At 64.1% G+C, this 23,394-nt stretch carries 23 protein-coding genes and 2 pseudogenes; 6 read left to right on the top strand and 19 right to left on the bottom strand.

Features of this window, described 5'->3' with window-relative positions; all coding sequences use genetic code 11:
* Positions 1-342: 342 nt before the first annotated feature.
* On the top strand, positions 343-1,011 hold the full coding sequence (locus ACSKB9_RS40505) for a helix-turn-helix domain-containing protein (RefSeq protein WP_057017143.1): 669 nt from the start codon (positions 343-345) through the stop codon (positions 1,009-1,011).
* 6 nt (positions 1,012-1,017) lie between these two features.
* Here the strand turns inward: ACSKB9_RS40505 and ACSKB9_RS40500 are convergent, their stop codons facing one another.
* Both ACSKB9_RS40500 and ACSKB9_RS40495 read right to left on the bottom strand, forming a co-directional pair.
* Entirely contained in the window at positions 1,018-1,497 is a 480-nt protein-coding gene (locus tag ACSKB9_RS40500) for a potassium channel family protein (protein WP_438079836.1), read from the bottom strand.
* Entirely contained in the window at positions 1,455-2,534 is a 1,080-nt protein-coding gene (locus ACSKB9_RS40495; RefSeq protein ID WP_438079835.1) for an AI-2E family transporter, read from the bottom strand. Before ACSKB9_RS40495 ends, ACSKB9_RS40500 begins: the two co-directional genes overlap by 43 nt.
* Positions 2,535-2,938: 404 nt before the next feature.
* On the opposite strand from ACSKB9_RS40495, the gene ACSKB9_RS40490 reads away from it, so the two are divergent.
* The gene (locus ACSKB9_RS40490; RefSeq protein ID WP_438079834.1) at positions 2,939-3,358 is read left to right on the top strand and encodes a hypothetical protein; all 420 of its coding nucleotides are present in this window, start codon (positions 2,939-2,941) and stop codon (positions 3,356-3,358) included.
* A 36-nt stretch (positions 3,359-3,394) separates the two neighbouring features.
* Here ACSKB9_RS40490 and ACSKB9_RS40485 read toward each other — a convergent pair whose 3' ends face one another.
* Both ACSKB9_RS40485 and ACSKB9_RS40480 read right to left on the bottom strand, forming a co-directional pair.
* Positions 3,395-3,712, bottom strand: a complete 318-nt coding sequence (locus tag ACSKB9_RS40485) for a hypothetical protein (protein ID WP_082653777.1) — start codon at positions 3,710-3,712, stop codon at positions 3,395-3,397.
* A 440-nt stretch (positions 3,713-4,152) separates the two neighbouring features.
* A complete protein-coding gene (locus ACSKB9_RS40480) occupies positions 4,153-4,896 on the bottom strand; it encodes an ATP-dependent Clp protease proteolytic subunit (protein ID WP_438079833.1) in 744 nt (247 codons plus the stop codon).
* A gap of 605 nt (positions 4,897-5,501) precedes the next feature.
* On the opposite strand from ACSKB9_RS40480, the gene ACSKB9_RS40475 reads away from it, so the two are divergent.
* On the top strand, positions 5,502-5,624 hold the full coding sequence (locus ACSKB9_RS40475; RefSeq protein WP_256520575.1) for a hypothetical protein: 123 nt from the start codon (positions 5,502-5,504) through the stop codon (positions 5,622-5,624).
* A 29-nt stretch (positions 5,625-5,653) separates the two neighbouring features.
* Here ACSKB9_RS40475 and ACSKB9_RS40470 read toward each other — a convergent pair whose 3' ends face one another.
* The 10 genes and pseudogenes from ACSKB9_RS40470 to ACSKB9_RS40425 form a co-directional block, all read right to left on the bottom strand.
* Positions 5,654-6,646: a formate dehydrogenase subunit gamma gene (locus ACSKB9_RS40470; RefSeq protein ID WP_057017138.1), complete on the bottom strand. Its 993-nt coding sequence runs from the start codon at positions 6,644-6,646 to the stop codon at positions 5,654-5,656.
* A gap of 41 nt (positions 6,647-6,687) precedes the next feature.
* A complete protein-coding gene (gene fdh3B / locus ACSKB9_RS40465; protein ID WP_438079832.1) occupies positions 6,688-7,284 on the bottom strand; it encodes a formate dehydrogenase FDH3 subunit beta in 597 nt (198 codons plus the stop codon).
* A 12-nt stretch (positions 7,285-7,296) separates the two neighbouring features.
* Positions 7,297-10,240, bottom strand: a pseudogene (locus ACSKB9_RS40460) (molybdopterin-dependent oxidoreductase).
* 2 nt (positions 10,241-10,242) lie between these two features.
* Complete coding sequence (locus tag ACSKB9_RS40455) at positions 10,243-10,461, bottom strand: twin-arginine translocation signal domain-containing protein (protein ID WP_028345027.1); 219 nt, start codon at positions 10,459-10,461, stop codon at positions 10,243-10,245.
* Between the two features lie 29 nt (positions 10,462-10,490).
* The gene (locus tag ACSKB9_RS40450; protein WP_438079831.1) at positions 10,491-11,270 is read right to left on the bottom strand and encodes a Cro/CI family transcriptional regulator; all 780 of its coding nucleotides are present in this window, start codon (positions 11,268-11,270) and stop codon (positions 10,491-10,493) included.
* A gap of 129 nt (positions 11,271-11,399) precedes the next feature.
* The gene (locus ACSKB9_RS40445; RefSeq protein ID WP_438079830.1) at positions 11,400-12,020 is read right to left on the bottom strand and encodes a DUF3306 domain-containing protein; all 621 of its coding nucleotides are present in this window, start codon (positions 12,018-12,020) and stop codon (positions 11,400-11,402) included.
* Positions 12,017-12,532: a DUF3305 domain-containing protein gene (locus ACSKB9_RS40440; RefSeq protein WP_438079829.1), complete on the bottom strand. Its 516-nt coding sequence runs from the start codon at positions 12,530-12,532 to the stop codon at positions 12,017-12,019. The genes ACSKB9_RS40445 and ACSKB9_RS40440 overlap by 4 nt, the downstream gene beginning before the upstream one ends.
* Positions 12,529-13,537, bottom strand: a pseudogene (locus ACSKB9_RS40435) (DUF6352 family protein). Before ACSKB9_RS40435 ends, ACSKB9_RS40440 begins: the two are co-directional and overlap by 4 nt.
* Entirely contained in the window at positions 13,534-14,073 is a 540-nt protein-coding gene (locus tag ACSKB9_RS40430; RefSeq protein ID WP_438079828.1) for a DUF6505 family protein, read from the bottom strand. Before ACSKB9_RS40430 ends, ACSKB9_RS40435 begins: the two are co-directional and overlap by 4 nt.
* Positions 14,070-14,825 (bottom strand): biotin/lipoate--protein ligase family protein, encoded by a 756-nt coding sequence (locus ACSKB9_RS40425; protein ID WP_438079827.1) that lies wholly within the window; start codon positions 14,823-14,825, stop codon positions 14,070-14,072. The genes ACSKB9_RS40430 and ACSKB9_RS40425 overlap by 4 nt, the downstream gene beginning before the upstream one ends.
* Before the next feature lie 148 nt (positions 14,826-14,973).
* Here ACSKB9_RS40425 and ACSKB9_RS40420 point away from each other — a divergent pair, with 148 nt between their 5' ends.
* Positions 14,974-16,944 (top strand): 4Fe-4S binding protein, encoded by a 1,971-nt coding sequence (locus tag ACSKB9_RS40420; protein ID WP_438079826.1) that lies wholly within the window; start codon positions 14,974-14,976, stop codon positions 16,942-16,944.
* Positions 16,945-16,948: 4 nt separating this feature from the next.
* Complete coding sequence (locus tag ACSKB9_RS40415) at positions 16,949-17,242, top strand: hypothetical protein (protein ID WP_225159402.1); 294 nt, start codon at positions 16,949-16,951, stop codon at positions 17,240-17,242.
* A gap of 65 nt (positions 17,243-17,307) precedes the next feature.
* Here the strand turns inward: ACSKB9_RS40415 and ACSKB9_RS40410 are convergent, their stop codons facing one another.
* Positions 17,308-18,597, bottom strand: a complete 1,290-nt coding sequence (locus ACSKB9_RS40410) for a c-type cytochrome (RefSeq protein WP_438080607.1) — start codon at positions 18,595-18,597, stop codon at positions 17,308-17,310.
* A gap of 280 nt (positions 18,598-18,877) precedes the next feature.
* Here ACSKB9_RS40410 and ACSKB9_RS40405 point away from each other — a divergent pair, with 280 nt between their 5' ends.
* Positions 18,878-19,117: a hypothetical protein gene (locus ACSKB9_RS40405; protein WP_057017128.1), complete on the top strand. Its 240-nt coding sequence runs from the start codon at positions 18,878-18,880 to the stop codon at positions 19,115-19,117.
* 128 nt (positions 19,118-19,245) lie between these two features.
* Here ACSKB9_RS40405 and ACSKB9_RS40400 read toward each other — a convergent pair whose 3' ends face one another.
* From ACSKB9_RS40400 to ACSKB9_RS40385, 4 genes are all read right to left on the bottom strand, one after another.
* Complete coding sequence (locus ACSKB9_RS40400) at positions 19,246-19,440, bottom strand: hypothetical protein (RefSeq protein ID WP_438079825.1); 195 nt, start codon at positions 19,438-19,440, stop codon at positions 19,246-19,248.
* A gap of 136 nt (positions 19,441-19,576) precedes the next feature.
* Entirely contained in the window at positions 19,577-20,881 is a 1,305-nt protein-coding gene (locus ACSKB9_RS40395) for an acyl-CoA dehydrogenase family protein (protein WP_092084491.1), read from the bottom strand.
* Positions 20,882-20,892: 11 nt separating this feature from the next.
* Complete coding sequence (locus tag ACSKB9_RS40390; protein WP_438079824.1) at positions 20,893-22,569, bottom strand: AMP-binding protein; 1,677 nt, start codon at positions 22,567-22,569, stop codon at positions 20,893-20,895.
* The gene (locus ACSKB9_RS40385; RefSeq protein ID WP_438079823.1) at positions 22,566-23,354 is read right to left on the bottom strand and encodes a GntR family transcriptional regulator; all 789 of its coding nucleotides are present in this window, start codon (positions 23,352-23,354) and stop codon (positions 22,566-22,568) included. The genes ACSKB9_RS40390 and ACSKB9_RS40385 overlap by 4 nt, the downstream gene beginning before the upstream one ends.
* Positions 23,355-23,394 lie beyond the last annotated feature (40 nt).

The following is a 23,394-nucleotide window of genomic DNA, read 5'->3' as shown; positions in this document are numbered from 1 at the left end:
GCGGGCGCATCTGTTGCGCCTGGAGGCCGACCGGCGCCAATAACGCAGCCAGGAAGATGACCAGGCCAGAGAGCCGAATTGCCTTGCCCATAGCGTTCGGAGCCGGAGACCAACGAGTTAGAAAGCTAGCACCCGGTTATCATCGTGAAAATTGAAAAGTGATCTAAGACGGTGCGCATCAATTTACGAACAAATTGCCGCATTTCGCGCACCCTGTCCTTTAGGACAATGACCTCAAGACCAATAGAGACCGGCCGAACTCCGTCGTAGTCATTGCGCGCGGGACAAGCATTTCGAGCCGCCGCGGACGCTGCACCAGTCGTTACCCGAGAGAGTTAGTCCATGTTCGCTCGCGTCAATGTCAGACCGGCCAATGTGCCGAGCATCCTCGGTGGGTTGACCGTCCGGCACGCCAACTGCATCACCAGCGAATTCCACTACAGGAAAGGCACCGAGATCTACGGGGAGAAGGAGCCGGCCGAATACGTCTACCAGGTCGTTTCGGGGGCGGTCCGCAGCTACAAACTGCTTTCCGACGGACGCCGCCAGATCGGTGCCTTTCACCTCGTCGGGGATATTTTCGGCCTCGAGAATGCCGAAACCCATCGCTTTACCGCGGAAGCCATCGTCGACACGAACGTGCACCTGATCAGGCGGATCAGCCTCGAACGCGTGGCCGATTCCGATTTCGCCCTGGCCCGCAACCTGCTGGTCATGACGACCAGCAACCTGCGGCATGCCGAGGAGCACATGCTGCTGCTCGGCCGCAAGACCGCATTGGAGCGGGTTGCCGCGTTTCTGCTCGAAATGGATCGCCGGCTGACCGGGGTCGGTGTCGTCGCCTTGCCGATGTGCCGGCGTGATATTGCCGACTATCTCGGGCTGACGCTCGAAACCGTGTCACGTGCGCTATCCAAGCTGCACGCCTACGGCGCGCTCAACTTCCTTGGCTCGAACCAGCGCGAGATCATGCTGGTCGACCGCGACCAGCTGTCCAGGCTGGACAACTAGGCGACGTCAGGGGGATTTCGTCAGCGCCGTCTGGCGCTCGATGGTCTTTTGCAACACCTCGAACAAGACCGCGGTCGACCACCCGAACATGAGAATGCCGTTCATGGCCGCCATCGGTCCGATCAATAGCCATTGCTTGACCGGGATGACGTCGCCATAGCCGAGCGTGGTGTAGTTCACAAAGGCGAAATACAGCAGATTGCTGCCGGCGGGCGCGGCGCCGAGCACCCAATAGGCCAGGCTCCACACCACGATCTCGAGCGTGTGAGCCAGCATCAGCGCAAGCGCGGTTGCGACCATCACGCCGCTGAGCTGTAGCCCCGCCCGGCCGGCCGCGCTCAAGGCAACGTTGCGAAGCAACCCGATCGCCGCGACGGTCCACAGCGAATGGATCGCGATGTTGATCGCGCTCACCGCCGATCCCACGAGGAGCTGAAACGGCGTTATCGCTCTCCCGCCAGCCGGGCGCGGTCGTCCCGGATCCATGCCGTGAGCAATTCCCAGGCGACCGCGAGAATGATTGGGCCGATGAACAGGCCCACGATGCCGTGGGCAAGCGTGCCGCCGATCACGCCGACAAAGATGACGAGCGCCGGCGTGGTCAGGCCCCGCCCCATCACCAGCGGCTTCAGCACATTGTCGAGGACGCCGACGACCAGGAAGAAGAACGTGAGGGCGAGTGCGGTCGTGAAATCCTTGGCCGACCAAAGCCAGATGATGACCGGAAACAGCACGATTGCCGCCCCGATCTGCACGATCGCGAGCAGCATCACGACAAACGCCAGCAGCCCCGCACTCGGGATCCCCGCCAGCTTGAAGCCAATGCCGGCCAGCAGCGATTGCAGGACGGCGACGCCAATGACCCCGCGGGAAACCGCCCGGATGGTCGCACCTGCAAGGTCGAGGAAGTGCTCGCTCTGCTCCGGCACGATGCGGGACAGGAAGCTCCGGCACGCCGCTGCAAGCTGCAAGCCATAGGGGAACAGAAACCCTGCCACGACGACCGCCAGCAGAAACTTCAGCATCCCGATCCCGGCATCGCTGGCAAACGCAAACAGGGTCCCGGCCAACGGCTTCAGTTGCGGCACGACCTCGCGCAGCACGGCACGCAGATTGGTCGACGCCCGATCCCAGATCTCATGGAGTGGGCCGCCGATCAGCGGCCAATCCTTGATCTCGGGCGGCGGCGACGGCACGACCACGTGGCCGGCGCCGAGTTGTTCGGCGAGTTCCCTCACCCCCTCTACCGCTCCGATTCCGAGCCAGGTCGCCGGCCCGATGACGACTTCCAGAGAGATCAAGGTCAGCACGAGCGCCGCGACGCCGGTATGGCCGCCGAGCATTGCTGCGAGCCAGGTGAAGACGGGGTAGAGCGCGACCGCGAGCACCACGCTCCAGGCCAGGATCGGCACGAACGGGCTGACCAGAACGAACGACCAGTAGATCAACAGTGCCAGCAATCCGAGGCGAATTGCGAGCTGGACGAACTCGTCTCCGGTCACGAGCTGGCGAAGGGTTTTCAAGAGCGTGCTTTCGAATCGAGCATCAGCAGCTACGCGGGAAGCGATGCCATCGCCTTGCTGCGCACGGCTTGATTCAGATCAAGCGTGACGCGTCCGGACTTTCACCGAAGAAGCGGCCCGGTTCGGGGACAGGAATCGGGGGCCGCTCCGACTTCGCCGGGATGCATTCGCGGTCGGGATCACGAGCGCGATCGCGCCCCATCAGGCGGCGTCCTGCCTATCCGCGGCAATTGTCCCAGGCGCAGGATCAATCGTCCGCACCGCCCTCTTGCCACTTTGATTCAAATCAAGCTTCGGGCCGGCCGCGGCTGACAGGCTCGGCGTCCTCATGGATCGGAAAGCCGCTCTCGATTTGGCTGCCTTTCGGTCGCGACTGCCTGTGTCACCCCGATGTGGAGGACGTCATGAAGAACACCAAGACCCTGCCGGCCTTGATCCTGCTTGCGAGCATGGTCGGCATTGGCGCGAGCCAGGCGGCCCCGTTGCCGACCAACGTCGCGGCCATGAAGGGCATGGTCGAGAGCAACACCGCCCTTCAGGTGCGCTGGGGCGGCTGGGGCGGCTGGCGCGGCGGCGGCTGGGGCTATCGCGGTTGGCGCGGCACCGGCGGCTGGGGAGGCTATCGTGGATGGGGCTATCGAGGCTGGGGCGCCGCGGCCGCCGGTGCGATCGTTGGCGGAGCCATCGCGAGCTCGGCCTACTATGGCGGGTATCCCACCTATGGCGGTGGATACGGCTATGGCGGCGGCTATGGCTACGACTATTGCCCGCCGGGCGGAGGCTACGGCTATTACGCTCGGCCACGCTACTATGACGGATGGTAGTGCCGGCTTTACGTGACAGGCCGGCCTTCGGTGATGTCACCGAAGGCCGAGCAGCGAACGCCGATAGCCGCTCTCGCGCGCTTCATTCCTGCACACGAAGCCGCCATCGAAGCCCCTGGCATAGCGGCTTTGCCCTTTGAGGTAGTAGCGTCCGCGCCGAAAATCGAGCCAGACCACGCTATCGCCGGGGCAATGCCGCTGAGCCTGGGCTTCATAGCGGAAAGGCGTCAGCGGCAGCGCGGCCGTCTGTTGCGCGCAGCAAAACAGGAAGGTCGCGGCGCAGGTCCCGACGCCCAACCTGGCCGCCAGACGGTCTCGACGTCCGCTCGATTTTTCAGCTAATTCGAAGTGCATTCATTGCCGCCGGGAATGATCCGTGTCGTGCTGAAGACGATATCTCATGTTGTCAGAGCTTCACGGGCGGAGCACCTCAGAACGACAATTCCAGCATCACGCGCGGCAAACAAGAGGCGCGCTCAGGACGATAGCAATCCAAAGGCGATCGCCGCGGTCGACAGCATCCCGGCCGTCACGACCACGACCTTGAAGGCAATATCGCCGTCGGCCGCTTCAAGCCAGCGACGCAGCCAATTGCGAGCGCCAGCCGGCTGGCTTGCGCCACGCACTCGCCGAAATCTGTCGCTGGTATACCCCATGGCTGCGATTGTAGATCGCGGTGGAATGGAGAGACCAGTGCAGCTTGTGCCAAGCAGTCAGGGTCACGTGCGACGGCTTGACTGACCCAATTGGGCTATACGAGCCGGTTCGGCGCCAAAGCCCGCTCAACCAGCGCCCTAGCTTCCCTTCGAGCCGGCGGCGTTCCGCATCGGCCGCTCCTCCTCCGACGCGCTCTTCGAGGGCGCCGCGCCGCACATGGAGCCACTCCTTGATTCCGCGGTCGCCGCGCGAGCGGTGCGATCAAACGGATTCCGCTCCATGACCTTCAGCGAAGCGAGTTCCTCCTTGTTCAAATAGGAGATCTTTCCCGGCGGAGTCATGACCATCCTGCCGATCGCCGACGGAGGAATACGGAGCTTGGCCGACAACCTCGCAAGCTTGATCGTGTCACGAATCGTTCGACTGTCCTCGTTGCCGTGTAAATTGGAAACCGAATGGACGCCGATCTTGGCATTTGGCGCCACATAACGCTTCCTGCTCGCCAGGAAAATAAAAGCGCATGCCGAGTCGCATTCTCCGGAAACGTAACTGGCGATTTGCTTCTGGTGCGCGAGCATGGCAATTCGGAAGCCTTCGTAGAGGGACCCACCTCGGGAATCGAGATCGAGGCCAACGACCCGGCGCTCAGTCGCCAGATATCCGCGAAAGCGGACAAAGTCCCATCCCTGATATCTCCACTGAGCTTCAAGACATCTCCAAAGCACCCCTGGACACGAGAGAACTCCATCGCGAGACAGTTCGTCGAGGTCAGCACGACCGCGATGCTCAAAACGTATCCCGCAATCCGCATCGAGCGAATTGCAGGCGCTCGAGAATGAAGCTGACCCGTTGCGACATCGCTTCGGGGTGGCCGCAACCATGCGTGGCGGACCGGCTGTTTGCGTCGCCGTCGATAAATGTCGCGCGGAGGACCCTCAAAGCGTACTTCCAGGCTGCCACGGCGCTCCCCATTGGACCCGGGACCTCACACGATAAACAGAGCATCGGAGCGCATCGTGGGTTGATCTGAATCAAAGCCAACTCAGCAAGCGCGCAGCGGCAGCGCCATTTCGACGTCTGGAGAGGAACACCGGCCCTCAAGCGCACGCTCTGTGCCGAGAGCGAACATCATCTACCGTGACCCTGGGATCAGCCAGTCCAATCCGGCATCGGGGTCACCGACAATCTCCACCTTAAGTCATTCATTTCATTTATTTCTTTTTGCCCCGATCCTTGCGGGCCTGGACCGCCTGGAGATCCCATTAAGGCTCGACATGCGCGATCAATCCACGCTCCACGCGAACTGCTGGTCGCCAAGGCAACGTAACGCGGGATGCGGCGTCTCGATGGTGCAGCGTCCCGAAAGCGGCCGCTTGCACTCCATGGCTTGGGGCGATGGCCGCTTACACGGGCCGGACAACGCTGTCCGCGACGCGTCATCTTGTGTAAACTCTCACGGCATCCCGATCGATTTGGGAGAACGACAATGAAAGTCTTCTTGCTCGCCTGCGTGGCCGCCGTCGTCGTGTCGGCATTCGGGGCCCTGGCGCTGAACCGGGTGCAAGAACCGGTCGCACAGGCCTTTGCAACGACGGGCGTACGGCTGTAGCAATTTCGCGTTCAACGGCTGCGCGCCCCCTACTCCGCCGCGGTGACGGAGGGCTGGGGTCGCGCATCGCGCGCATTCTCCTCTTCCAGCCAGAGGCTGTGGTGCTCCCTGGCCCAATTGACATCGACGGTGCCGCTTCCCATCGCCTCGAACGCGCCTTCCATGCCGATCGTGCCGATATAGATGTGCGCCAGCATCACTGCCGTGAAGAGCATCGCGACGATGGAGTGGACGATCTGCGCGAGCTGCATTCCTTCGATGCCTGACAGGTAGAACGGGAACATCAGCGCATATCCCGTCGCCGCCACCAGACCTCCGCCGATGACCACGATCCAGTAGATCGCCTTCTGGCCGGCGTTGAAACGATAGGCCGGCGGATGATCGTGCCCGACGATGCCGCCGCCGCGCTTGATCCAGTCGACATCCGCCTTGTTCGGGATATTGCCGGCGATCCACATCAGGAAGATCAGCACGACGCCGATGGTGAACGGGAAGCTGAGATAGTTGTGAACATATTTCGCCCATTGCGACCATTCGGAAAACGCCTCGTGGCCGATCAACGGCAGCAGCAATGGACGTCCAAAAGTGACGTTCAACCCCGAGATCGCCAGAATGATGAAGCAAGTCGCCGTCATCCAGTGCACGAAGCGCTCGAATGCGGAAAAGCGCACGATGGTGCGGCCGGAACGACCGCTCTGCAGCCGCACCATCCCGCGGCTGAGATAGAAGATGACCAGCGCCGCGAGCATGCCAAGAATGGCGATGCCGCCGATCCAGCGCAGCGTCACGTTCCGGAACTCGCGCCATTCACGGCCGGCCGGCTGTTCGAGAACGCCCGAGCGCTGGTCGGGAATGCTGACGCGTCCCTGCACCCGGTTCAGTTCCTGCAGCAGCTGCTGCTCCTTGACCGCGCTTGCGGTCGGGTTGACCTGCTGGGCTACGGACGGGGAAGCCGCGGAGACGAGCAGCAGGAGTCCAGCCACGCCAATGACGAGCCGAACACATCGTGCAAAACACGCCATAAGGTCCTCCCGATATCGACGCGACCCGCGCCAGGTCGTCGTCAGGACTCGATCGTCTCGCGATAGGCGGTCTTCCAGCCCCATGCGCCTGAGCCGTAGCCGCGCTTCAGCACGCGCTCTTTATAGATCTGGGCAATGATCTCGCCGTCGCCGGCGAGCAGCGACTTGGTCGAGCACATCTCCGCGCACAGCGGCAGCTTGCCTTCGGCAAGCCGGTTCGCGCCGTATTTCTCGTACTCTTCCTTGCTGCCATCGGCCTCCGGGCCGCCGGCACGATAAGTGCACTTGTCCATTTTTCCGCGCGAGCCGAAATTGCCGACCTTCGGATATTGCGGCGCGCCGAACGGACAGGCGTAGAAGCAGTAGCCGCAGCCGATGCAGAGATCCTTGGAGTGCAGAACCACGCCGTCGGCGGTGGTATAGAAACAATTCACCGGGCACACCGCCGCACAGGGCGCGTCGGTGCAGTGCATGCAGGCCATCGAGACCGAGCGTTCGCCCGGCTTGCCGTCGGCGATGGTGACGACCCGGCGGCGGTTGATGCCCCAGGGCACCTCGTGCTCGTTCTTGCAAGCCGTGACGCAGGCGTTGCACTCGATGCAACGGTCGGCGTCGCAGAGAAACTTCATACGTGCCATCGTCGTTGCTCCTTATGCCGCCGCGATCTGGCAAAGAGTGACCTTGGGCTCCTGCATGCCCGTCGCGGGATCGTATCCGTAGGTGGTGATCGTGTTCGCGCTTTCGCCGAGCACGATCGGATCGGTGCCCTTCGGGTAGTTGCCGCGAAGATCCTTGCCCGCAAGCCAGCCGCCGAAATGGAAGGGCATCCAGGCAACGCCCTTGCCGACCCGCTCGGTAACGAGCGCCTTCATCCTCGCCCTGGAATTGTTCTCGGCGCCGGTGACCCAGACCCAGCCACCGTCCTTGACACCGCGATCGGCGGCATCGGCGGGATTGATCTCGATGAACATGTCCTGCTGCAACTCGGCGAGCCACGGGTTTGTGCGCGTCTCCTCGCCGCCGCCCTCATATTCGACCAGACGGCCGGACGAGAGGATGAGCGGAAACTGCTTTGCAATGCCCTTCTCCACCGCGGCCTTCTGCACCGAGAATCCGATATTGGGCATCCGGAACTGCTTGGCGTCGGGCAGCGTCGGGTATTTGGCGACGAGATCGACGCGTGGCGTATAGATCGGCTCGCGGTGAACGGGGATCGGATCCGGCAAGCCGAAGGCATTCATGCGCGCCTTGCCGTTGCCGTAGGGTACGCAGCCGTGCGCCAGCGCGACGCGCTGAATGCCGCCCGACAGATCGAGCGACCACGACACCGTGTCCGGATTGGCCGGATTGATCTTGTTGATCACGGCCATTTCCGCTTCGGTGAGCTCGGTGTCCCAGCCGAGCTTCTTCAGGCTCGCCAGCGTGAATTCCGGATAGCCATCCTGGATTCCCGACCCCAACGAATACGAGCCGTCCGCGAGCAGGCTTACCTTCCGCGTCGTGCCGTCCGGCAGCTTCTCCTCACGCTCGACACCGAACCGCGGCCGGAACGTGCCGCCGCCGTCCATCACGTGCAGATTGGTGTTGTAGAGCAGTGGCGTGCCGGGGTGCCTGACCTCGGGTGATCCCCAGCACGGCCAAGGCAGCCCGTAATAGTCGCCGCCAACCTCGGGATCATCCTTTGGCGCCCGCATCGTCAGCATGTCGAACTTCGCCTGGTTCTTCATGTGCGCCTTGAGGCGCTCGGGCGATTGTCCGCAATAGCCGGTCGACCAGCTACCGCGGTTCATCTCGCGCAGCACGTCCTCGGCCTCGGGCAGGTTGTTCTCGACCTTGATCTTCTTGAACATCTGATCGGCGAAGCCGAGCTTCTTCGCCATCAGATAGATGATTTCGAGATCGTCCTTCGAACTCGAAGATCGGCTTCACGATCTGCTCGCCCCATTGCAGCGAGCGGTTGGAAGCGACGCGCGACCCCTTGCACTCGAACTGGGTGGCGACCGGGAGAATGTAGACGCCTTCGGTGCGTCCCGCCTCGACCGCGAGCGAGGCCCAGGTCGTCGGATGCGGATCGGCGATGACGAGCAGCTCGAGCGCCTTCAGGCCGTTGAGGGATTCAGGGATACGGGTGATGCTGTTGGAGGCGTGTCCCTGCACGAACACCGCCTTCACGTTGTCCTTCTGCGCAACCTGCTCCTTCGGCAACGTCACCGCCTCGAACCAGCGGGTCAGCGGAATGCCGGGGGTTTCCATGATCTGCTTGGAATCGAACCGCGCCTTCAGGAAGTCATAGTCGACCTCCCAGACCCGCGACCAGTGCTTCCAGGCGCCTTCGGCAAGGCCGTAGTAGAACGGCAGCGTGACGATATCGAGCCCGACATCGGTCGCGCCCTGCACGTTGTCGTGGCCTCGGAAGATGTTGGCGCCGGCGCCGGCCTTGCCGACATTGCCGGTCATCAGCAGCGCGATGCAGCTCGCCCGCACATTGGCGGTGCCGACGGTCTTCTGCGTCTGGCCCATGGCCCAGATCAACGTTGCCGGCTTCTCGGTGGCGAACATCTTGGCGACGCGCTTGAGCTGCTCGCCGGGAATGCCGGTGACGCGCTCGACTTCCTCAGGAGGCCATTTCTCGACCTCCTTCTTGAGGTCGTCGAAACCGTAGACGCGCTGCCGGATGAACTCCTTGTCCTCCCAGCCGTTCTGCAGGATGTGCCACATCATGCCGTAGAGCACCGGAATGTCGGTACCCGGCCGCATCCGCACATATTCGGTCGCGTGCGCGGCGGTGCGCGTCAGCCGCGGGTCGATGACGATGAAGTTGGCCCTTTGCAGCTCCTTGCCCTCGAGCAGATGCTGCAGCGAGACGGGATGCGCCTCGGCCGGATTGCCGCCCAGGATGACCTGCGTCTTCGCATTGCGGATGTCATTGTAGCTGTTGGTCATCGCGCCGTAGCCCCAGGTGTTGGCGACGCCGGTGACGGTGGTTGAATGGCAGATGCGGGCCTGGTGATCGGTATTGTTGGTGCCCCAGAACGCACCGAGCTTGCGGAACAGGTAGGCGCCTTCGTTGGTCATCTTGGCCGAGCCGAGCCAATAGACGGAATCGGGACCCGACTTCTCACGGACCGCCTGAATCTTGTCGCCGATCTCATTGATCGCGGTGTCCCAGGAGACGCGGGTCCACTGTCCGCCCACCAGCTTCATCGGATAGCGCAGCCGCCGCTCGCTGTGCACGAGCTCACGCACGGAGGCGCCCTTGGCGCAATGCGAGCCGCGATTGATCGGAGAATCCCAGCTCGGCTCCTGGCCGATCCATACCCCGTTCAAGACCTCGGCCGTCACCGTGCACCCAACCGAGCAATGCGTGCAGATGCTCTTGCGCACGGTCGCTCCCGCCGTGAGCGGACCGGCCGCCGCGGCTTCCGCCTTGCGCACGCTGCCGAGCGGCAAGGTGCCGAATGCGGCAAGCGCGCCGCCAGCAAGACCGGATTTGCGCAGGAAGCTGCGGCGGTCGAGGCCACCGGCCTGATCTGCAAGGGAGCTGGCGGCGGAGCCTTGGCGCAGGGAACGCTGGTTTGTTCGCTTGATCAGCACGGTCAACCTCCCTTGGCCGGATAACGATTGACGCGGTAGAACGCCTTGACGTGATCGGTTTCCTTGTAGCGCGCCTTGCGCTTCTCATCGTTGGTTTCGCTGTCAGCCTGCGCAGCCCCGACCAGCGGCGTCGCGAGGGTCGCGCCGGCGCCCACCGTGCCGACGCCGACCTTGCGCAGGAAATCGCGGCGCCCGACTGTGGTTGTCCTGTCTTCACTCATCGCATCTCTCCTGGACCTGCGGATGCGGGTCAGTTCGCGAACGTGAATGCTTCTGTCTCGATCTCGATAAAGGCGCGACCAAGCGCACCGACCGCACGATAGAAGACGGCGCTCTCCGCGCGCTCGATGTCGACGAACAGCCGCCCCATCCACGGCGCGACGTGTTTGCCGAAGAAGGCGCGCTGCGCGTCGAACGGCGCCGGGAAACGCCCTCCCGCGAAGCCTGCCATGATCTCGCACAGGATAGCCGCGTGATCTTCCGGCTCGGAATTGTTCGCGATGCGCTCGATCCCGGAGGCAGCGAGGTCGGCGCGCAGACGGGACAGCGGCCGCTCGTTGAGAAAGCCGGTCAGATGGTCGGAGGCGTAGGGCAAGAGCTCGCCGCGGCCGAGACCTGTGAACAGATCGAAATATTCGCGTTCGACCGTCGCCGCGACTGCATTGGCGGCGGATTCGGCCAGCGCGGCATGCGCGCGCCCAAGCGGCGTCGCATCGGCGGTCAATGCAGCCAGTTGATCGAGCAGTTTCTTCGATGGTGCGGCGGACAACAGCGTCGCGAGCAGCAGATATTCCTGCGCGCGCGCAACATCGACAGAATCGATCGGCGCTTCGGCGTGAAGCGGCTCGCTGTACAGATCAGGCCGCAAATTATCGCGCGAGATGCCGGTGGCGGCTTCGACAGCGATCACCCGTTGCGCGGGCACCTTGCTCCAGTTCGAAACAGAGGGCTGGCTGATGCCGATTTTGCGCGCAAGCTCTGCAACGCCGCCGGCGGCGTCAATGGCTCGCTCAAGGCCAGCATCGCGCACGTGGACCTCCATCCAAGTCCCGGGTGCTGATTTTGCTTTTGTTACAAAGCGCTAGCGGAGCCTAGTCCCGGCCCAACGGGGGGTCAATCAGCTCGCATAGTCTGAGGCTATGGCCTTTCGTCGCGGTCCCTAGCGGGGCAGCGCACTGCCGTGCGTGCGGCGCTCAACCGGCACCTGTTCGCCGTCGGCGCTTTCGGCGAGCGTTCGTTGCGTTGCAGCAGGATCAGGCGCGGATCCCGTGGTCGCGGCTTCTTCGGCGGCGATGCCCGGCAACTCGACCTCGCGCAATTCCTGCGATGAATCCGCGACTTCAACCGAACGTTCAGGCAGCGCCTCGGCCGGCTTGCCGAGGCCGCCGACGATTCTGTCGATGAGCGCGGTGAGCTCGGCCTCGGAGCAATCCAGCGGGCCAAAGCCCGGCATCGCGGTCGGGTCGTTGAAGTCCCAGGCGTTCTCGGCAAGCCCGACAAAGTCGCGAATGACGGGATCGGCAGTCCAGGCGCGACGAAGCGCCGCACGCGTCAGCTCCTGCGGAATTCCCTTGCGCAGGAAGGCCGTGATGTCGGTCGCCGACGTAATCGAGTCGAGCGAAGGCAGGCTCGAGAGGTCGAATTCCGTGTCGTCGTCGTTCACGGCAGGCGGCGGCATCGACTGCATGTCGTCGCGCATTGCCGGGTCCGGTTGCGTGGCGTTCGCCTTTGCCTCCTGCTTGCGACGGGACCAGCGCGCCAGGAACTTGTCCTCACTCATTCGTGTCCGCCTTCATGCTGCCGGCGCGCGAGCGCCTCCGGATCGGCCTGCCGTCGCTTGCGCTTGAAGAACTCACGTTCGACGTGGTGCTCGGCAATGAAGCTTTCAATCTGCTCACGCAGCATCTCCGGCATGGGGACAGCCTCGACCAGATTCGCACCGGCCTCCGTGAACGCCTCGCCCTCCGAAGGATCGGCGGTCGCGGCAGCCACCGAATAGGGCCAGGCGCCTTCCGCCGGCGACAAGACCGTCCAGATGGCCGGACTGCCCGAGGCGAGATTGTCGCGATAGCGCGCCGTCTCGGAACCATAGAGATCGACCATGGCGCTGCCGGCATAAAACAGCGTCGTCCCGTTCTCGTCGCGAAGCACCGTCCAGGGTTTGGTGTCCGGCTCGTCGGGCAGAACGGCAACCGCGCGCCAGACGAAATCGGTCCACGGCGAGTCCGCCTGATGCCGTTCCACCACGACGCCGACGGGAACACGCACAAGCGGCAGCGCGGCCGGACTCATGTCGCCATCTCCAGATGTTTGACCGGCAGCCCCGTCAGCAAGTTCTGCGGCTTCATCCGCAGCTTCTGATCGGCGTTCATCGACAGAATGAGATAGACCGGCTCGCCCCGTATCTCGTCTGCGGCCGCGCTCGTGTCCGCAAACGTCAGGCGGAACAAGGAGAGCACGCGTCCGGCGCTGCGGTCGTCGAGCTGCTCGCCATGCCAGAGACGGTCGCCGAGCCTGGTCGCGTCGGCGTCGAGCCCGACATACCAGGTGAGACGTTCATCACGCAGCTCGCGCAGCGGCTCAATGCTGACGTCGATCCCGAGCAGATGGGAGATCCAGCGCACCATCGCCTGCGCCAGCGCCGCCGGCCCGCGGCCGCCTGCGGTGAGGTCGAATGCCATGTCGAATTGATCGCTCCGGCGCCAGTAGTCGTCGGCATTGTCCTCACGCAAGACGTCCAGCTCGGCATCGGTCACCGCGCCCAGCATCGACATCAGCGAGAGCACCGGGGTCGGAGTCTCGTCCACCGACGACCTCTTCATCGCCGAGCAGCAGGGCCTGCTCCTGCGGCAGGATGCGCTGCGGGCGGAAGAACAGTTCGGCTGCGCGCAGCACGAACGGATCATCGCAGCCATCGAGCGCATTGCGCAGGATCACGTGCACGAGCTGATTGACAAACAGCGGCGGCAAATCGTTGGTCCCGGACCGGACGGTTGCAAGATAGGCCTGCTCCAGCGTCGGATGCCGCACGAGGAGGTCGCGGAAGGCAAGCACGAGCCGCCAGTTCTCTCGGGCATCCGCATCGACAATCGCTTCGATTTCTTCCGCGCCGACCGGCCTGCGGGGAGCCGCGAGCAGCGCGCGGTGCAGCCGCCGCTCGACTGGGCATGCTTCGTTCGGCGGAACCAGCTCCGGACGAACAAAATAGGCCTTCAGGAACTCGTCGGTGACGCAAAGCCCCCCGCTCTCGTCGCGATCGAGCAGATGGTGGCCGCACGCGATCCAGAAATCATTCATCGGTGCCGCAACTCCCCGCGCATATCGGCAAGCTTGAGATCACCGTCAGGCTCGACATCGTCTTCGACTTCCATGAACGAGAACGCCTTGCCGTGTCCCTGACCCTGGCGCAGTTGCAGCCTGCGGAACGATTCCCGGACTTCGCCGTCGCTCACCGAACGGTGAACGGCAATGAGCGAGCTGACCGGATGGTTGCAGAGCGACTGCGCGAAGGCGACCTCCTCTTCCGCCGCCGTCCGCGCGGTCGCCAGATCCGGCGCTCCGAAGCGATCGATCAATTGCCTCGCGAGGCGGTCGATCAGCGCGCTGCAATCGTTCTCGGTGGCAGGCACGATCTGCACCAGCGTCGACCAGCCCCAGGACTGCACCCCAAGGAAGCCACTGCGGAACGCGACGCGGGCCTTGCCGGTCAGCTTCGTCGGATCCTGATCGCAGAAGCGGAAGGCGCCGGAGACGGCCCATTCGCCCGGCTCGGCCGCCACATCGAATACGAAGGTGTCGGAGGGATCGAGCGCGATGCTGCGGAGCAGTTTCATAGCCGCGGCCCTCCGAGCTTCGGATCGAACCAGGACGGCGTTCCGAGTGCCTTGACGAGTACGCTGCGTTCGATCCTGTCGGCACCGACGCGGCGCGTGAGGAGATCGCCGCCGTCATCGATCCGCAGCACGGTTCGCCGCTCGCGGGGGATCCGGCTGAGATAGTCGCGCGCGAGGCTGCCAAAGCCGTCGGTCTGCCAGCTATCGATCGCCCGCATCAGGTGCCGCGCAAAGCTCTCGGTCACCTGCACGGCTCCCGCTTCGCCAAACCCCTCCTCATCCAGCGCGGACGCGAGCGGATGAACGCCCGATCCCTGATCGGCCATTGCGACCGTCCGGATCATGGCGCCGAACACCAGCCAGGCAGGCGGCTCGTCCTCGCGCGCGGACATCGGCCATCCCATCCGTCCGCCGCCGACCAGCCCACCGTCGATCACGACGGCGTCGGGCCAGCCGATCGCGACCGTCTTGTGCGGCGGCGCATAGGCGCGCAGAGCGTCGGTGAGCGCGACCATGCCCGCATAGAACGCGCGCCGCGCGGTGGCCAAGGGCTCGCCCGGCTCGAGCACCACGGCGAATTCGGCAAGATCGAACCGGCCGACGCACACCAGCGTGCCGGCACCGCTTTTGGGTGCAATGCGGCAAGCGTGAGCAAAGGCGTCTCCGCTCTCACGCAACCGAACGAGCGTGAATGGCGGCGGCAGATGGATCGCTTCCGCCACGGAGACCCGGCTGGTTCGGGTCGACCGCAAGGTCCTCCACTTTCCTTTTCTTCCCGATAGTGAATATCTATACGAGGTGAAGGAATGGCGCGAGTCCGTAAGACGGCGCCGCACCCGCGGAGGGATCGACCTGGAGCAGCCAGCGAAGACCGTCCTGATCTGCTCGTGTGAAGACACGATGCGCCTTGACGTGGCCGCGATCCAGCGTGGATGTCCCAACTGCGAGATCAGGAGCCATCGTCATCTCTGCGGCGCCGAGCTCGAACATTTCCGCAATGCCGCGAAAGCCGACGGCCCGCTGACCGTCGCCTGCACGCAGCAGGCCGGCCAGTTCACCAATGAGATGGGCGAACGCGCTGGCCCGACCAGCTTCGTCAACATCCGCGAGACGGCAGGCTGGTCGCACGACGGCGCGAAGGCGGGCCCGAAGACGGCGGCACTGCTTGCGGTGGCGGCGGTTCCCGCGCCGGACTATCCGCTGGTCACATTGTCGAGCGATGGCATCATCCTGATCTATGGGCGCGACGAGACCGCGATCGAGGCCGGCCGGCTGCTGGCGGACCATCTCGACGTCACGGTCATGCTCAGGAAGCCGGCGGACGTCGTGCCGCCTGCCGCAGCCGTGTTCCCGATCGTGAAGGGCACAATCCGCAACGCACGGGGGCATTTTGGCGGCTTCGAGCTCACGATCGACGACTACGCGCAGCCACGCCCGTCCTCACGCGCCCGCTTCGAGTTCGAAGCCCCCCGCAACGGCGCGATCTCGCGCTGCGATCTCGTGCTTGACCTCTCCGGCGAGCCGCCTCTGTTTCCCGCACACGATCTGCGGGACGGCTATCTCCGCGCGGATCCGAGAGATCCCGCGGCCATGCTGCGTGCGGTGCTTGCGGCCCGCGATCTCGTCGGAAGCTTCGACAAGCCGAGATATGTCGACTTCACACCCAGTCTGTGCGCGCATTCGCGCTCGAAGCTGACCGGATGCCATCGTTGCCTCGATTTGTGCCCGACCGGCGCGATCACGCCGGACGGCGACCATGTCGCAGTCAACGCGGAGGTGTGCGCAGGCTGCGGGCAATGCGCGGCCGCCTGCCCCACGGGAGCAGCATCCTACGCGCTGCCACCCGCCGATACCCAGTTGCAGATCCTCCGCGCCATGTTGCGCGCCTATCGCGAGGCCGGCGGAACGCATCCGGTCCTGCTGCTGCACGACAGCCAGCACGGCACGCCGCTGATCGATGCGCTCGCCCGCCATGGCGACGGATTGCCGGCCAATGTGCTTCCCCTCGCCGTCAACGAGCTGACGCAGGTCGGCCTGGAAGCCATCATCGGGGCCTTCGCATATGGCGCGGCTGCCGTGCGGCTCCTGCTGCGCGCCAAGCCACGACACGACGTGACCGGATCGTTGCAGACGATCCGGATGGCCGAGACCATTCTTGCCGGACTCGGATTTGACGGCCGCCGCGTGAGCACGATCGAAACCGACGATCCGGACACTCTGGCCGAGCAGCTGACGGGGATTGGCCCCCTCGCCGGCCTCGATAATCCCGCGACGTTCCTGACGGTCGGCAAGCGCGGCGATCTCCTTCGCTTCGGCTTGAGCGAACTGCATCGCCTCGCCCCCAAGCCGGTTGACGTGATCGCCTTGCCCGAAGGTGCACCTATCGGTGCGATCACCGTCGACGTCGGCGGTTGCACGCTGTGCCTGTCCTGTGTTTCGGCCTGCCCAACCGGCGCGCTCCGCGCCGATCCCGACCGCCCTGTCCTCAAATTCGTGGAGGACGCCTGCGTGCAGTGCGGTTTGTGTCAGAGCACCTGTCCTGAAAAAGTCATCAGGCTCACCCCGCAGATCGATTTCCGGGCAAGACGCGCGCCGGCGCGGGTGATCAAGGAAGAAGAACCTGCCCTGTGTATTCGCTGTGGCACGCCGTTCGGCGTCAAGAGCACGATCGATCGGATCGCGACCAAACTCGAGGGACGGCATTGGATGTACCCTGCCGGGGACCGCCGGACCGAGGCCTTGCGGATGTGCGCCGATTGCCGGGTCATCGTCATGAGCGAACAGCAGTTCGATCCGATCCAGGACGTGCCGGAACGCGCGCCGCCACGAACGACGGATGACTACCTGCGTCAACGCGAGAACAAGGACTAGCCGCATGCCTCGATTCATGAAGGTTCTGTCGACGTGCCTTGTCACCACCGCCCTTGGCGGCACAGCCGTCGAGGCCGCCGCTCTTACCAAAGCCGAAAAGGTTGCACTCAAGCAGGCAGTGGTCGCCTGCAAGGCCGAGGCGAAGGGCAAGAAGATCAAGTGGCTGTCCCGCCGCAAATACGTCAACCAGTGCGTCGTGGCAGCGCTCAAGGAACATCCCAGCATTAATATCGCCCGCATGCTCAAGGAGAACCCGGAGCTGACGAAAATTCCAGTGGAGCAATGGCCGGGGTATTAGAGCCTGATATCGCGGCTTGACGCTTTCGCTTGAGGACGCCGCAAGGCGGCTAGCGCCAACTCGGGCTATTTCGACGTCGCACGCGCCAGGAAGTCCGTGAGCGCGCGGCGATCTTCGGCCGAGCCGATCTGCTGCTCCGGCATCTTCGTGCCGGGCGTATAGGCGTTCGGCCCGATCTCGAACAATTTTGAGACGGTCTCCGGCGTCCAGACGATGTCCATCGTCTTGAGTGCGTCGGAGAAGCGATAGCCCGGCAGCGAGGCGATCTTCCGACCGAACAGTCCGGCAAGCGTCGGACCGGCGCGCTGCACCTCCGTCTCCGACAATGTGTGGCAGGCGACGCAGGCCCTGAAGATTTCGGCGCCGTGATCGCCGCCATAAGCGGCGAGCGGGTCCCTCGGCGTGCCCACCACGTTCGATCCGGCCGCCGCGCCAGTCAGTGCATTCCAGCGCCTGATCTTGCCGTCGGCGCCGCCGGTCAGGAGAACGCCATCGGGCAGGAATGCCACCGACCAAACCGGCCCGCCCAGCCCGGCGAGCGTGCGCAGCACGCTGCGCGCCTTGCGATCGACGATCGCCACCGTGCCGTCAATTGCCGCCGCGGCGATCAAGGCGCCGTCATGCGAGACTGCCAAGGCGACGATCGGAGTGGCGCCGGCCGTGACCTCGCCGCTTGCCTTGCCGTCGGCCGTCATCATGCGCAGCTTGCCGTCCGCTGCGCCGGTGACGATTTCGCCGTCAGGCGAGATGGCCACGGCATTCAGCGGCAACGGCACCGTGACGACCTCGGCGCTGCCGTCCGGCAGGCGCCAGATCCGCACCGTCAGATCGTAGCCCACGCTCACCAGCGACTGTCCGTCGGGGGCAAAGGCCACGCCATTCACGTTTTGCGAGTGACCTTGCAGCACGCGCGAGCCCCCGTCGGACAACGACGAGAGCCGCACGGTATGGTCCCACGAGGCGGATGCGAGCTTGGATGCATCGGGCGAAACGGCGAGCCCGACGATGGGTCCCGTATGGTCCGCGAAAACCCGGTCCGGCTGCGGCCGGCCCGACGTCCAGATGGCAATCCGGCCATCCGCACCCGCCGTTGCCATTCTTCCATCGCCGAGGAAGGCGACCGCGTTCACCGCACCCGAATGGAAGCGAAGGACCTGATCCGCGGACTCGGTTGCCAGCGACCATCGGATCGCCGCAGTGTCGAAGCTGCCCGACAGAACCGTCCTGCCATCGCCTGAAACGGCGATCGCGCGGACAGGTCCGCCGTGTCCGGCCAATTGCGCTTGCGCGGGTTGCAGCGCAAGAAGCAGCGATGCTGGTACAAGGAACGTGGCGAGACGCAAAATCAAATCCATGGCCGTCGGAGACACTCGCAGCGAAGCCCCGGGCCATTCTGCCCGTTTTTGCCGCCCGGCCAAAGTGCTCCCCTGGCGTCCATCGGCCCCGCCCGCGATCGTTCTGGAAATCTGGCATGTCCGTGGGCGACGGGCTTGGCCCCTGGCAACAACGTGCCCATTTCACCAGTAATCAACAAGGGAGCTCGTATTCGGTTCGGGGGTGCGACAAGCGGCGCCTTGAAGGGCGGCCCACGCGGTCGCAGTCTTGGCAAAGGCGCCTCACAAATCGAGGTTGAACATGCAAATACATCCGAAAGCATATCTGCAGTTCATCTCGCGCATTTGGCATTCTCGCGTGTTGCCGCCGCGGGATCGCAATCCCACCAGCCGGGACGCGTCGCCACTGCTCATCTACATCGCTGCGGTGTTGGCGCTGCTACTGGCAATTCTGATAGTCGATCGCCACGGTGCGCCGTTTCAATTCCCGGAACATGTCGGCGATCCCGCTGAGATCAACCCGATCTTCATGAGTTTTTGAAACACAGCGCGCGACGGGGGCTGCGCAAGCGAACAAGCCGTCCGACGCGTCGCGCTGTTCAACGCCAGACGATTTCCAGCCCGCTCATCCCGAACCGAATGCGTTCGGATGCGACGGCACCATTCTCTCTATTGCTGAGTTCCCCTCGGAAACACCAGCGATCGATCGTCGAAATCTTCAACCGGCAGCTTGTCTTGTTCTTGCACAACGGGCATCCCTGCCACCGATGTGTGGCTCACGGACGATGGATGCGATCTCGGGACATTCGTCGCAGCCAGAAAAAGCGCGAGGGCGGTCAGGCCGGCGATCATCAGGAGCTTCATGCGAACCTCCGTTGGTTCTGGGAGAGTCCTGACTAGTGCAGGACTCGACGTCCCCCTGTGAGATCGCTCACAACTCTCCTTTTGTTGATCAGCGCTGGAGCCGATGCGCTCCGGCTCCAGCCCCTTCCCAACCCGCCTATGGCAAATCTTTCGGGCGCGGCCACAAGCCGCCTTCGGACCAGGATTCGGATTCATCGGGCGACAAGGGATCCGCGCCACCGCCGGTCCGTGCGGGATCGACGTTGAGCCATCGGCGCAATTCGAGCTTGCCGATCTGGTTGCGGTGGACCTCGTCGGGGCCATCGGCCAGTCGCAACAAGCGAGTCGTCGCGAGCGCTGCCGAAAGGAAATGGTCGTTGTTGGTGCCGCCACCCCCGAACGCCTGGATCGCCCAGTCAACAATGGTCTGCGCCATGTTCGGCGCGACGACCTTGATCATCGCGATTTCCTGCCGCGCTGCCTTGTTGCCGACCGTGTCCATCATGTAGGCCGCTCTGAGCGTCAGCAGCCGCGCCTGGTCGATCTTCATGCGCGCTTCGGCCACGCGCTCGAGCGTCACGGTTTGCTCGGCGAGAGGCTTGCCGAAGGCGACGCGTTTCAGCGCGCGCCGGCACATGCGCTCGAGCACGCGCTCGGAGAGGCCGATCAACCGCATGCAATGATGAATGCGACCGGGTCCCAACCGCCCCTGCGCGATCTCGAACCCACGCCCCTCGCCGAGCAGCATGTTGGCGGCCGGCACGCGTACATTGGTGAATATCACCTCGGATGCACGATCCGGGACGCCGTAGAAGCCGAGCACAGGCAGCGAACGGACGACATGCACGCCGGGCGTCTCCTTCGGCACGAGGATCATCGACTGACGCTTGTGACGGTCCGGATTCTGCGGATCGGTCTGCCCCATGAAGATGATGATCTTGCATCGCGGATCGGTGGCGCCGGTGGTGTACCATTTGCGACCGTTGATCACGTAATCGTCGCCGTCGCGGACGATCGAGCTGGCCACATTGGTTGCGTCGGACGAGGCAACGTCGGGCTCCGTCATCGCAAAGGAAGAACGGATCTCGCCGGCCAGCAAGGGCTTCAGCCAGCGTTCCTTCTGCGCCTCCGTACCGTAGCGCAGGATGGTCTCCATGTTGCCCGTGTCAGGGGCGCTGCAATTGAAGACCTCGGGAGCAAGATGCGAGCGCCCCATGATCTCGCAAAGCGGGGCATATTCGAGATTGGTCAGCCCGTCCTCGTGAGCGGGCAGAAACAGGTTCCACAGGCCGGCCTGTTGTGCGCGCGGCTTCAGTTCCTCGACAACCGGGTGCACAGCCCAGGGCCCGAGCCGCTCGGCCTCCTGATAGTATCGGCGCTCATTCGGGTAGATGTGCTCCATCATGAAGCGCTGGAGACGCGCGGCCAGTTGCTGGCTGCGCTCGCTTTGGGTGATATCCACGTAGATTCTCCTTACCGGCCGCGCAGGCCGTCCCTGAGCGTGTTTCGGGTGATTTTGCCGGATTCCGTCTTCGGCAGATCGTCCAGCACGCGAATGTCGACCGGGCACTTGTAGGCCGCCAGTCGCTCGCGGCAAAAGCGCGAGAGCGCGGCAACGTCGATCACGGTGCCGGGTTGAGCGGAGACGAAGGCGACCACCGTCTCGCCGCGATAGGGATCGGCGGCGCCGACGACGGCTGCTTCGCGCACGCCCGGAAAGCCATAGATCACATCTTCGACTTCACGCGGCCAGACCTTGAAGCCGGAGGCGGAGATCATGTCCTTCTTGCGATCCACGAGGTAGAACCAGCCGCTCTCGTCAAAGAAGCCGACGTCGCCGCTATGCAGCCAGCCGTTGCTCAGCACCTCGTCGGTTTCCGCCGGCTTTCTCCAGTAGCCGGCCATCACGCCTGCGCCACGCACAACCACCTCGCCATGCGCGCCGGGTCCGAGCGGGCGGCGCTCGTCGTCAACGACGATCGCATCGACGCCCGAAGTCGGCCTGCCGATAGACAGCGCGCCTGAGTCAGGATCGACCGGAATCCGACCCTCGTTGGGCGCAAGATGGCTTGCAGAGGTCAGTTCGGTCATTCCATAGGAACTGCGGATCGCCCGTCCGAACCGTCTCGCAAAGGCATCGATGACCGAGGGCGCGATCGGCGCGCCGCCGGAATAGATATGAACGAAGCTCTCGAAATGCCGGCTGGTCGCGTCAGCCTGGTTCATCAGCGCGATGTATGCGGTGATGGCACCGACGATGAATGTCGGCCGCCATTCAAGGAAGGCATCGAGCGCGACCTGGGGCTGGAAGCGATAGGTCAGCACCATCGCCGCACGCGCGGCAAACGCCGCGACCATCTGGATTTCAAAGCCGGTGATGTGGAACAGCGGCGCGACCCCAAAGATGCGCGACGTGCCGTTCAATTCGAAATGATCGCAACAGATCAACGCGGTCGCCACCAGATTGCGATGCGTGAGCATGGCGCCCTTTGGAACGCCCGTGGTTCCGGAGGTATACAAGAGAAGGGCGATGTCGTCGGACGTCAGAACCGGTGCCGGTGGTGCGGCTGCATTTTCGGCGAAAACCGTCGCCAGCGCCCGGGCCTGCGGAGCTGCGCCCGGCACCGGCAGCACCCGGACATCGTTTCGCAGCTGGAATTCCCGAGCGCCGGTCCAGAACACCAGCTCGGAATCGACCGAACCGGCGGCCAGGAAAACGTTCTCCCATTGATCGTCGTGGCAGATCACCGCCTTCGGCTCGCAATCCCCGAACAGCTTGCGAAGCTCTGGCGTGCGGTACATCGGGTTGAGGCTGACGACGATGGCCCCGACCTTCCAGGCCGCCACGCTGACGATGACGAACTGCGGCACATTCTGAAGAATGACGGCGACCCGATCGCCGCGCCCAACTCCTTTTTGCGCGAAGCGGGCGGCGAGCCGGTCGCTGAGCCGATCGATATCGGCATAGGTCTGCGTCGCATCTAAATAGAACACGGCCGGCGCCTCGCGCGGCGCGGCTCGAAACAGATCAAGCGCCGTCCGCCTTCCGGGATCGGGCGGAGCGACCGATTCCCCGAGCCGCGCGCGCAGCCGGCCCGCGGCTTCCTCGTAAGCGCGTGCACGCGACACGGAATCCAGGTCGACAGTCATCGCCGCTTGCCACCACTGTCGCAACGATGGCAGCCCCGTCCGGGCCGGCGGCCGCTATAGCCCGCCGCCACCTGGCGCAGCAGGAACCGTGGCAAAAGGCGTTCGCCGCCACTACTCATTGGCACTTTTTCCTCGATAGACCGAGCCGAGACGCGCATGCGGAAGCGCGGCACGGCTTGCAAGGGGCGGCTGGGCCGCCCCACTCTCTTTGCTTGAATGACAACGCGCGTGCGCCGGATGTGGAGACGCACCAACACCTGTGCAGCTTCGACATCGCGCGCCCGGATCGCGTCCATGATCAGGACATGCTGGGGATCGGAGAACGGAAACCCGTCCTTGGCATAGGTCTCGCTCACAAACTGTCGCCGGAAATGCTGCGTGCTGTTCCAGAAGCGTTCGACCATCACGAGCAGTTGCGGCATCCGCGCCCGCGAATAGGTCCGTAGATGAAACTCCCGATCAAGCTGGATGTATTCCTCGAGCGTGGTGACCTGCTCAAGTTCGCGCACAATGCGGTCAAGCGTCTCGATATCCTCGTCGGTCAGATTTGGAACGCTTTCGCCGATGGCAAGCGGCTCGACCGCTTCACGGATCTTGTAGATCTCGATCGATTCTTCCGAATTGACGTCCGCAATCCAGGCGCCACGGTTCGGCGCCATCACGACGAGCCCCTCGTTCTCGAGCTGCTTCAGCGCCTCGCGCACGGGAATGCGGCTGGCTCCGAAATGGGCCGCAAGAAGCTCCTGCCGAATCCGCGTGCCTGGCCGCATCTCGCCGCTCAGCACCGCGCTGCGAAATCTCGCTTGCGATCCTCTCGCTCATCAG

Origin of the sequence: Bradyrhizobium sp. BR 1433 (genome assembly GCF_051547665.1) — a bacterium.
GTDB lineage: Bacteria > Pseudomonadota > Alphaproteobacteria > Rhizobiales > Xanthobacteraceae > Bradyrhizobium > Bradyrhizobium australafricanum.
This window is presented reverse-complemented; position numbering and strand designations above follow the sequence as displayed.

Bases quoted from the DNA above. Each gene is read 5' to 3' on its own strand.
- ACSKB9_RS40430 (WP_438079828.1), bottom strand. From the start codon at position 14,073: ATGAAACTGCTCCGCAGCATCGCGCTCGATCCCTCCGACACCTTCGTA.
- ACSKB9_RS40455 (WP_028345027.1), bottom strand. From the start codon at position 10,461: ATGAGTGAAGACAGGACAACCACAGTCGGGCGCCGCGATTTCCTGCGC.
- ACSKB9_RS40490 (WP_438079834.1), top strand. From the start codon at position 2,939: ATGAAGAACACCAAGACCCTGCCGGCCTTGATCCTGCTTGCGAGCATG.
- ACSKB9_RS40440 (WP_438079829.1), bottom strand. From the start codon at position 12,532: ATGAGTCCGGCCGCGCTGCCGCTTGTGCGTGTTCCCGTCGGCGTCGTG.
- ACSKB9_RS40485 (WP_082653777.1), bottom strand. From the start codon at position 3,712: ATGCACTTCGAATTAGCTGAAAAATCGAGCGGACGTCGAGACCGTCTG.
- ACSKB9_RS40400 (WP_438079825.1), bottom strand. From the start codon at position 19,440: ATGAAGCTCCTGATGATCGCCGGCCTGACCGCCCTCGCGCTTTTTCTG.
- ACSKB9_RS40405 (WP_057017128.1), top strand. From the start codon at position 18,878: ATGCAAATACATCCGAAAGCATATCTGCAGTTCATCTCGCGCATTTGG.
- ACSKB9_RS40445 (WP_438079830.1), bottom strand. From the start codon at position 12,020: ATGAGTGAGGACAAGTTCCTGGCGCGCTGGTCCCGTCGCAAGCAGGAG.
- ACSKB9_RS40390 (WP_438079824.1), bottom strand. From the start codon at position 22,569: ATGACTGTCGACCTGGATTCCGTGTCGCGTGCACGCGCTTACGAGGAA.
- ACSKB9_RS40410 (WP_438080607.1), bottom strand. From the start codon at position 18,597: ATGGATTTGATTTTGCGTCTCGCCACGTTCCTTGTACCAGCATCGCTG.
- ACSKB9_RS40500 (WP_438079836.1), bottom strand. From the start codon at position 1,497: ATGGATCCGGGACGACCGCGCCCGGCTGGCGGGAGAGCGATAACGCCG.
- ACSKB9_RS40420 (WP_438079826.1), top strand. From the start codon at position 14,974: ATGCGCCTTGACGTGGCCGCGATCCAGCGTGGATGTCCCAACTGCGAG.
- ACSKB9_RS40505 (WP_057017143.1), top strand. From the start codon at position 343: ATGTTCGCTCGCGTCAATGTCAGACCGGCCAATGTGCCGAGCATCCTC.
- ACSKB9_RS40475 (WP_256520575.1), top strand. From the start codon at position 5,502: ATGAAAGTCTTCTTGCTCGCCTGCGTGGCCGCCGTCGTCGTGTCGGCA.
- ACSKB9_RS40480 (WP_438079833.1), bottom strand. From the start codon at position 4,896: ATGGTTGCGGCCACCCCGAAGCGATGTCGCAACGGGTCAGCTTCATTC.
- ACSKB9_RS40415 (WP_225159402.1), top strand. From the start codon at position 16,949: ATGCCTCGATTCATGAAGGTTCTGTCGACGTGCCTTGTCACCACCGCC.
- fdh3B (WP_438079832.1), bottom strand. From the start codon at position 7,284: ATGGCACGTATGAAGTTTCTCTGCGACGCCGACCGTTGCATCGAGTGC.
- ACSKB9_RS40470 (WP_057017138.1), bottom strand. From the start codon at position 6,646: ATGGCGTGTTTTGCACGATGTGTTCGGCTCGTCATTGGCGTGGCTGGA.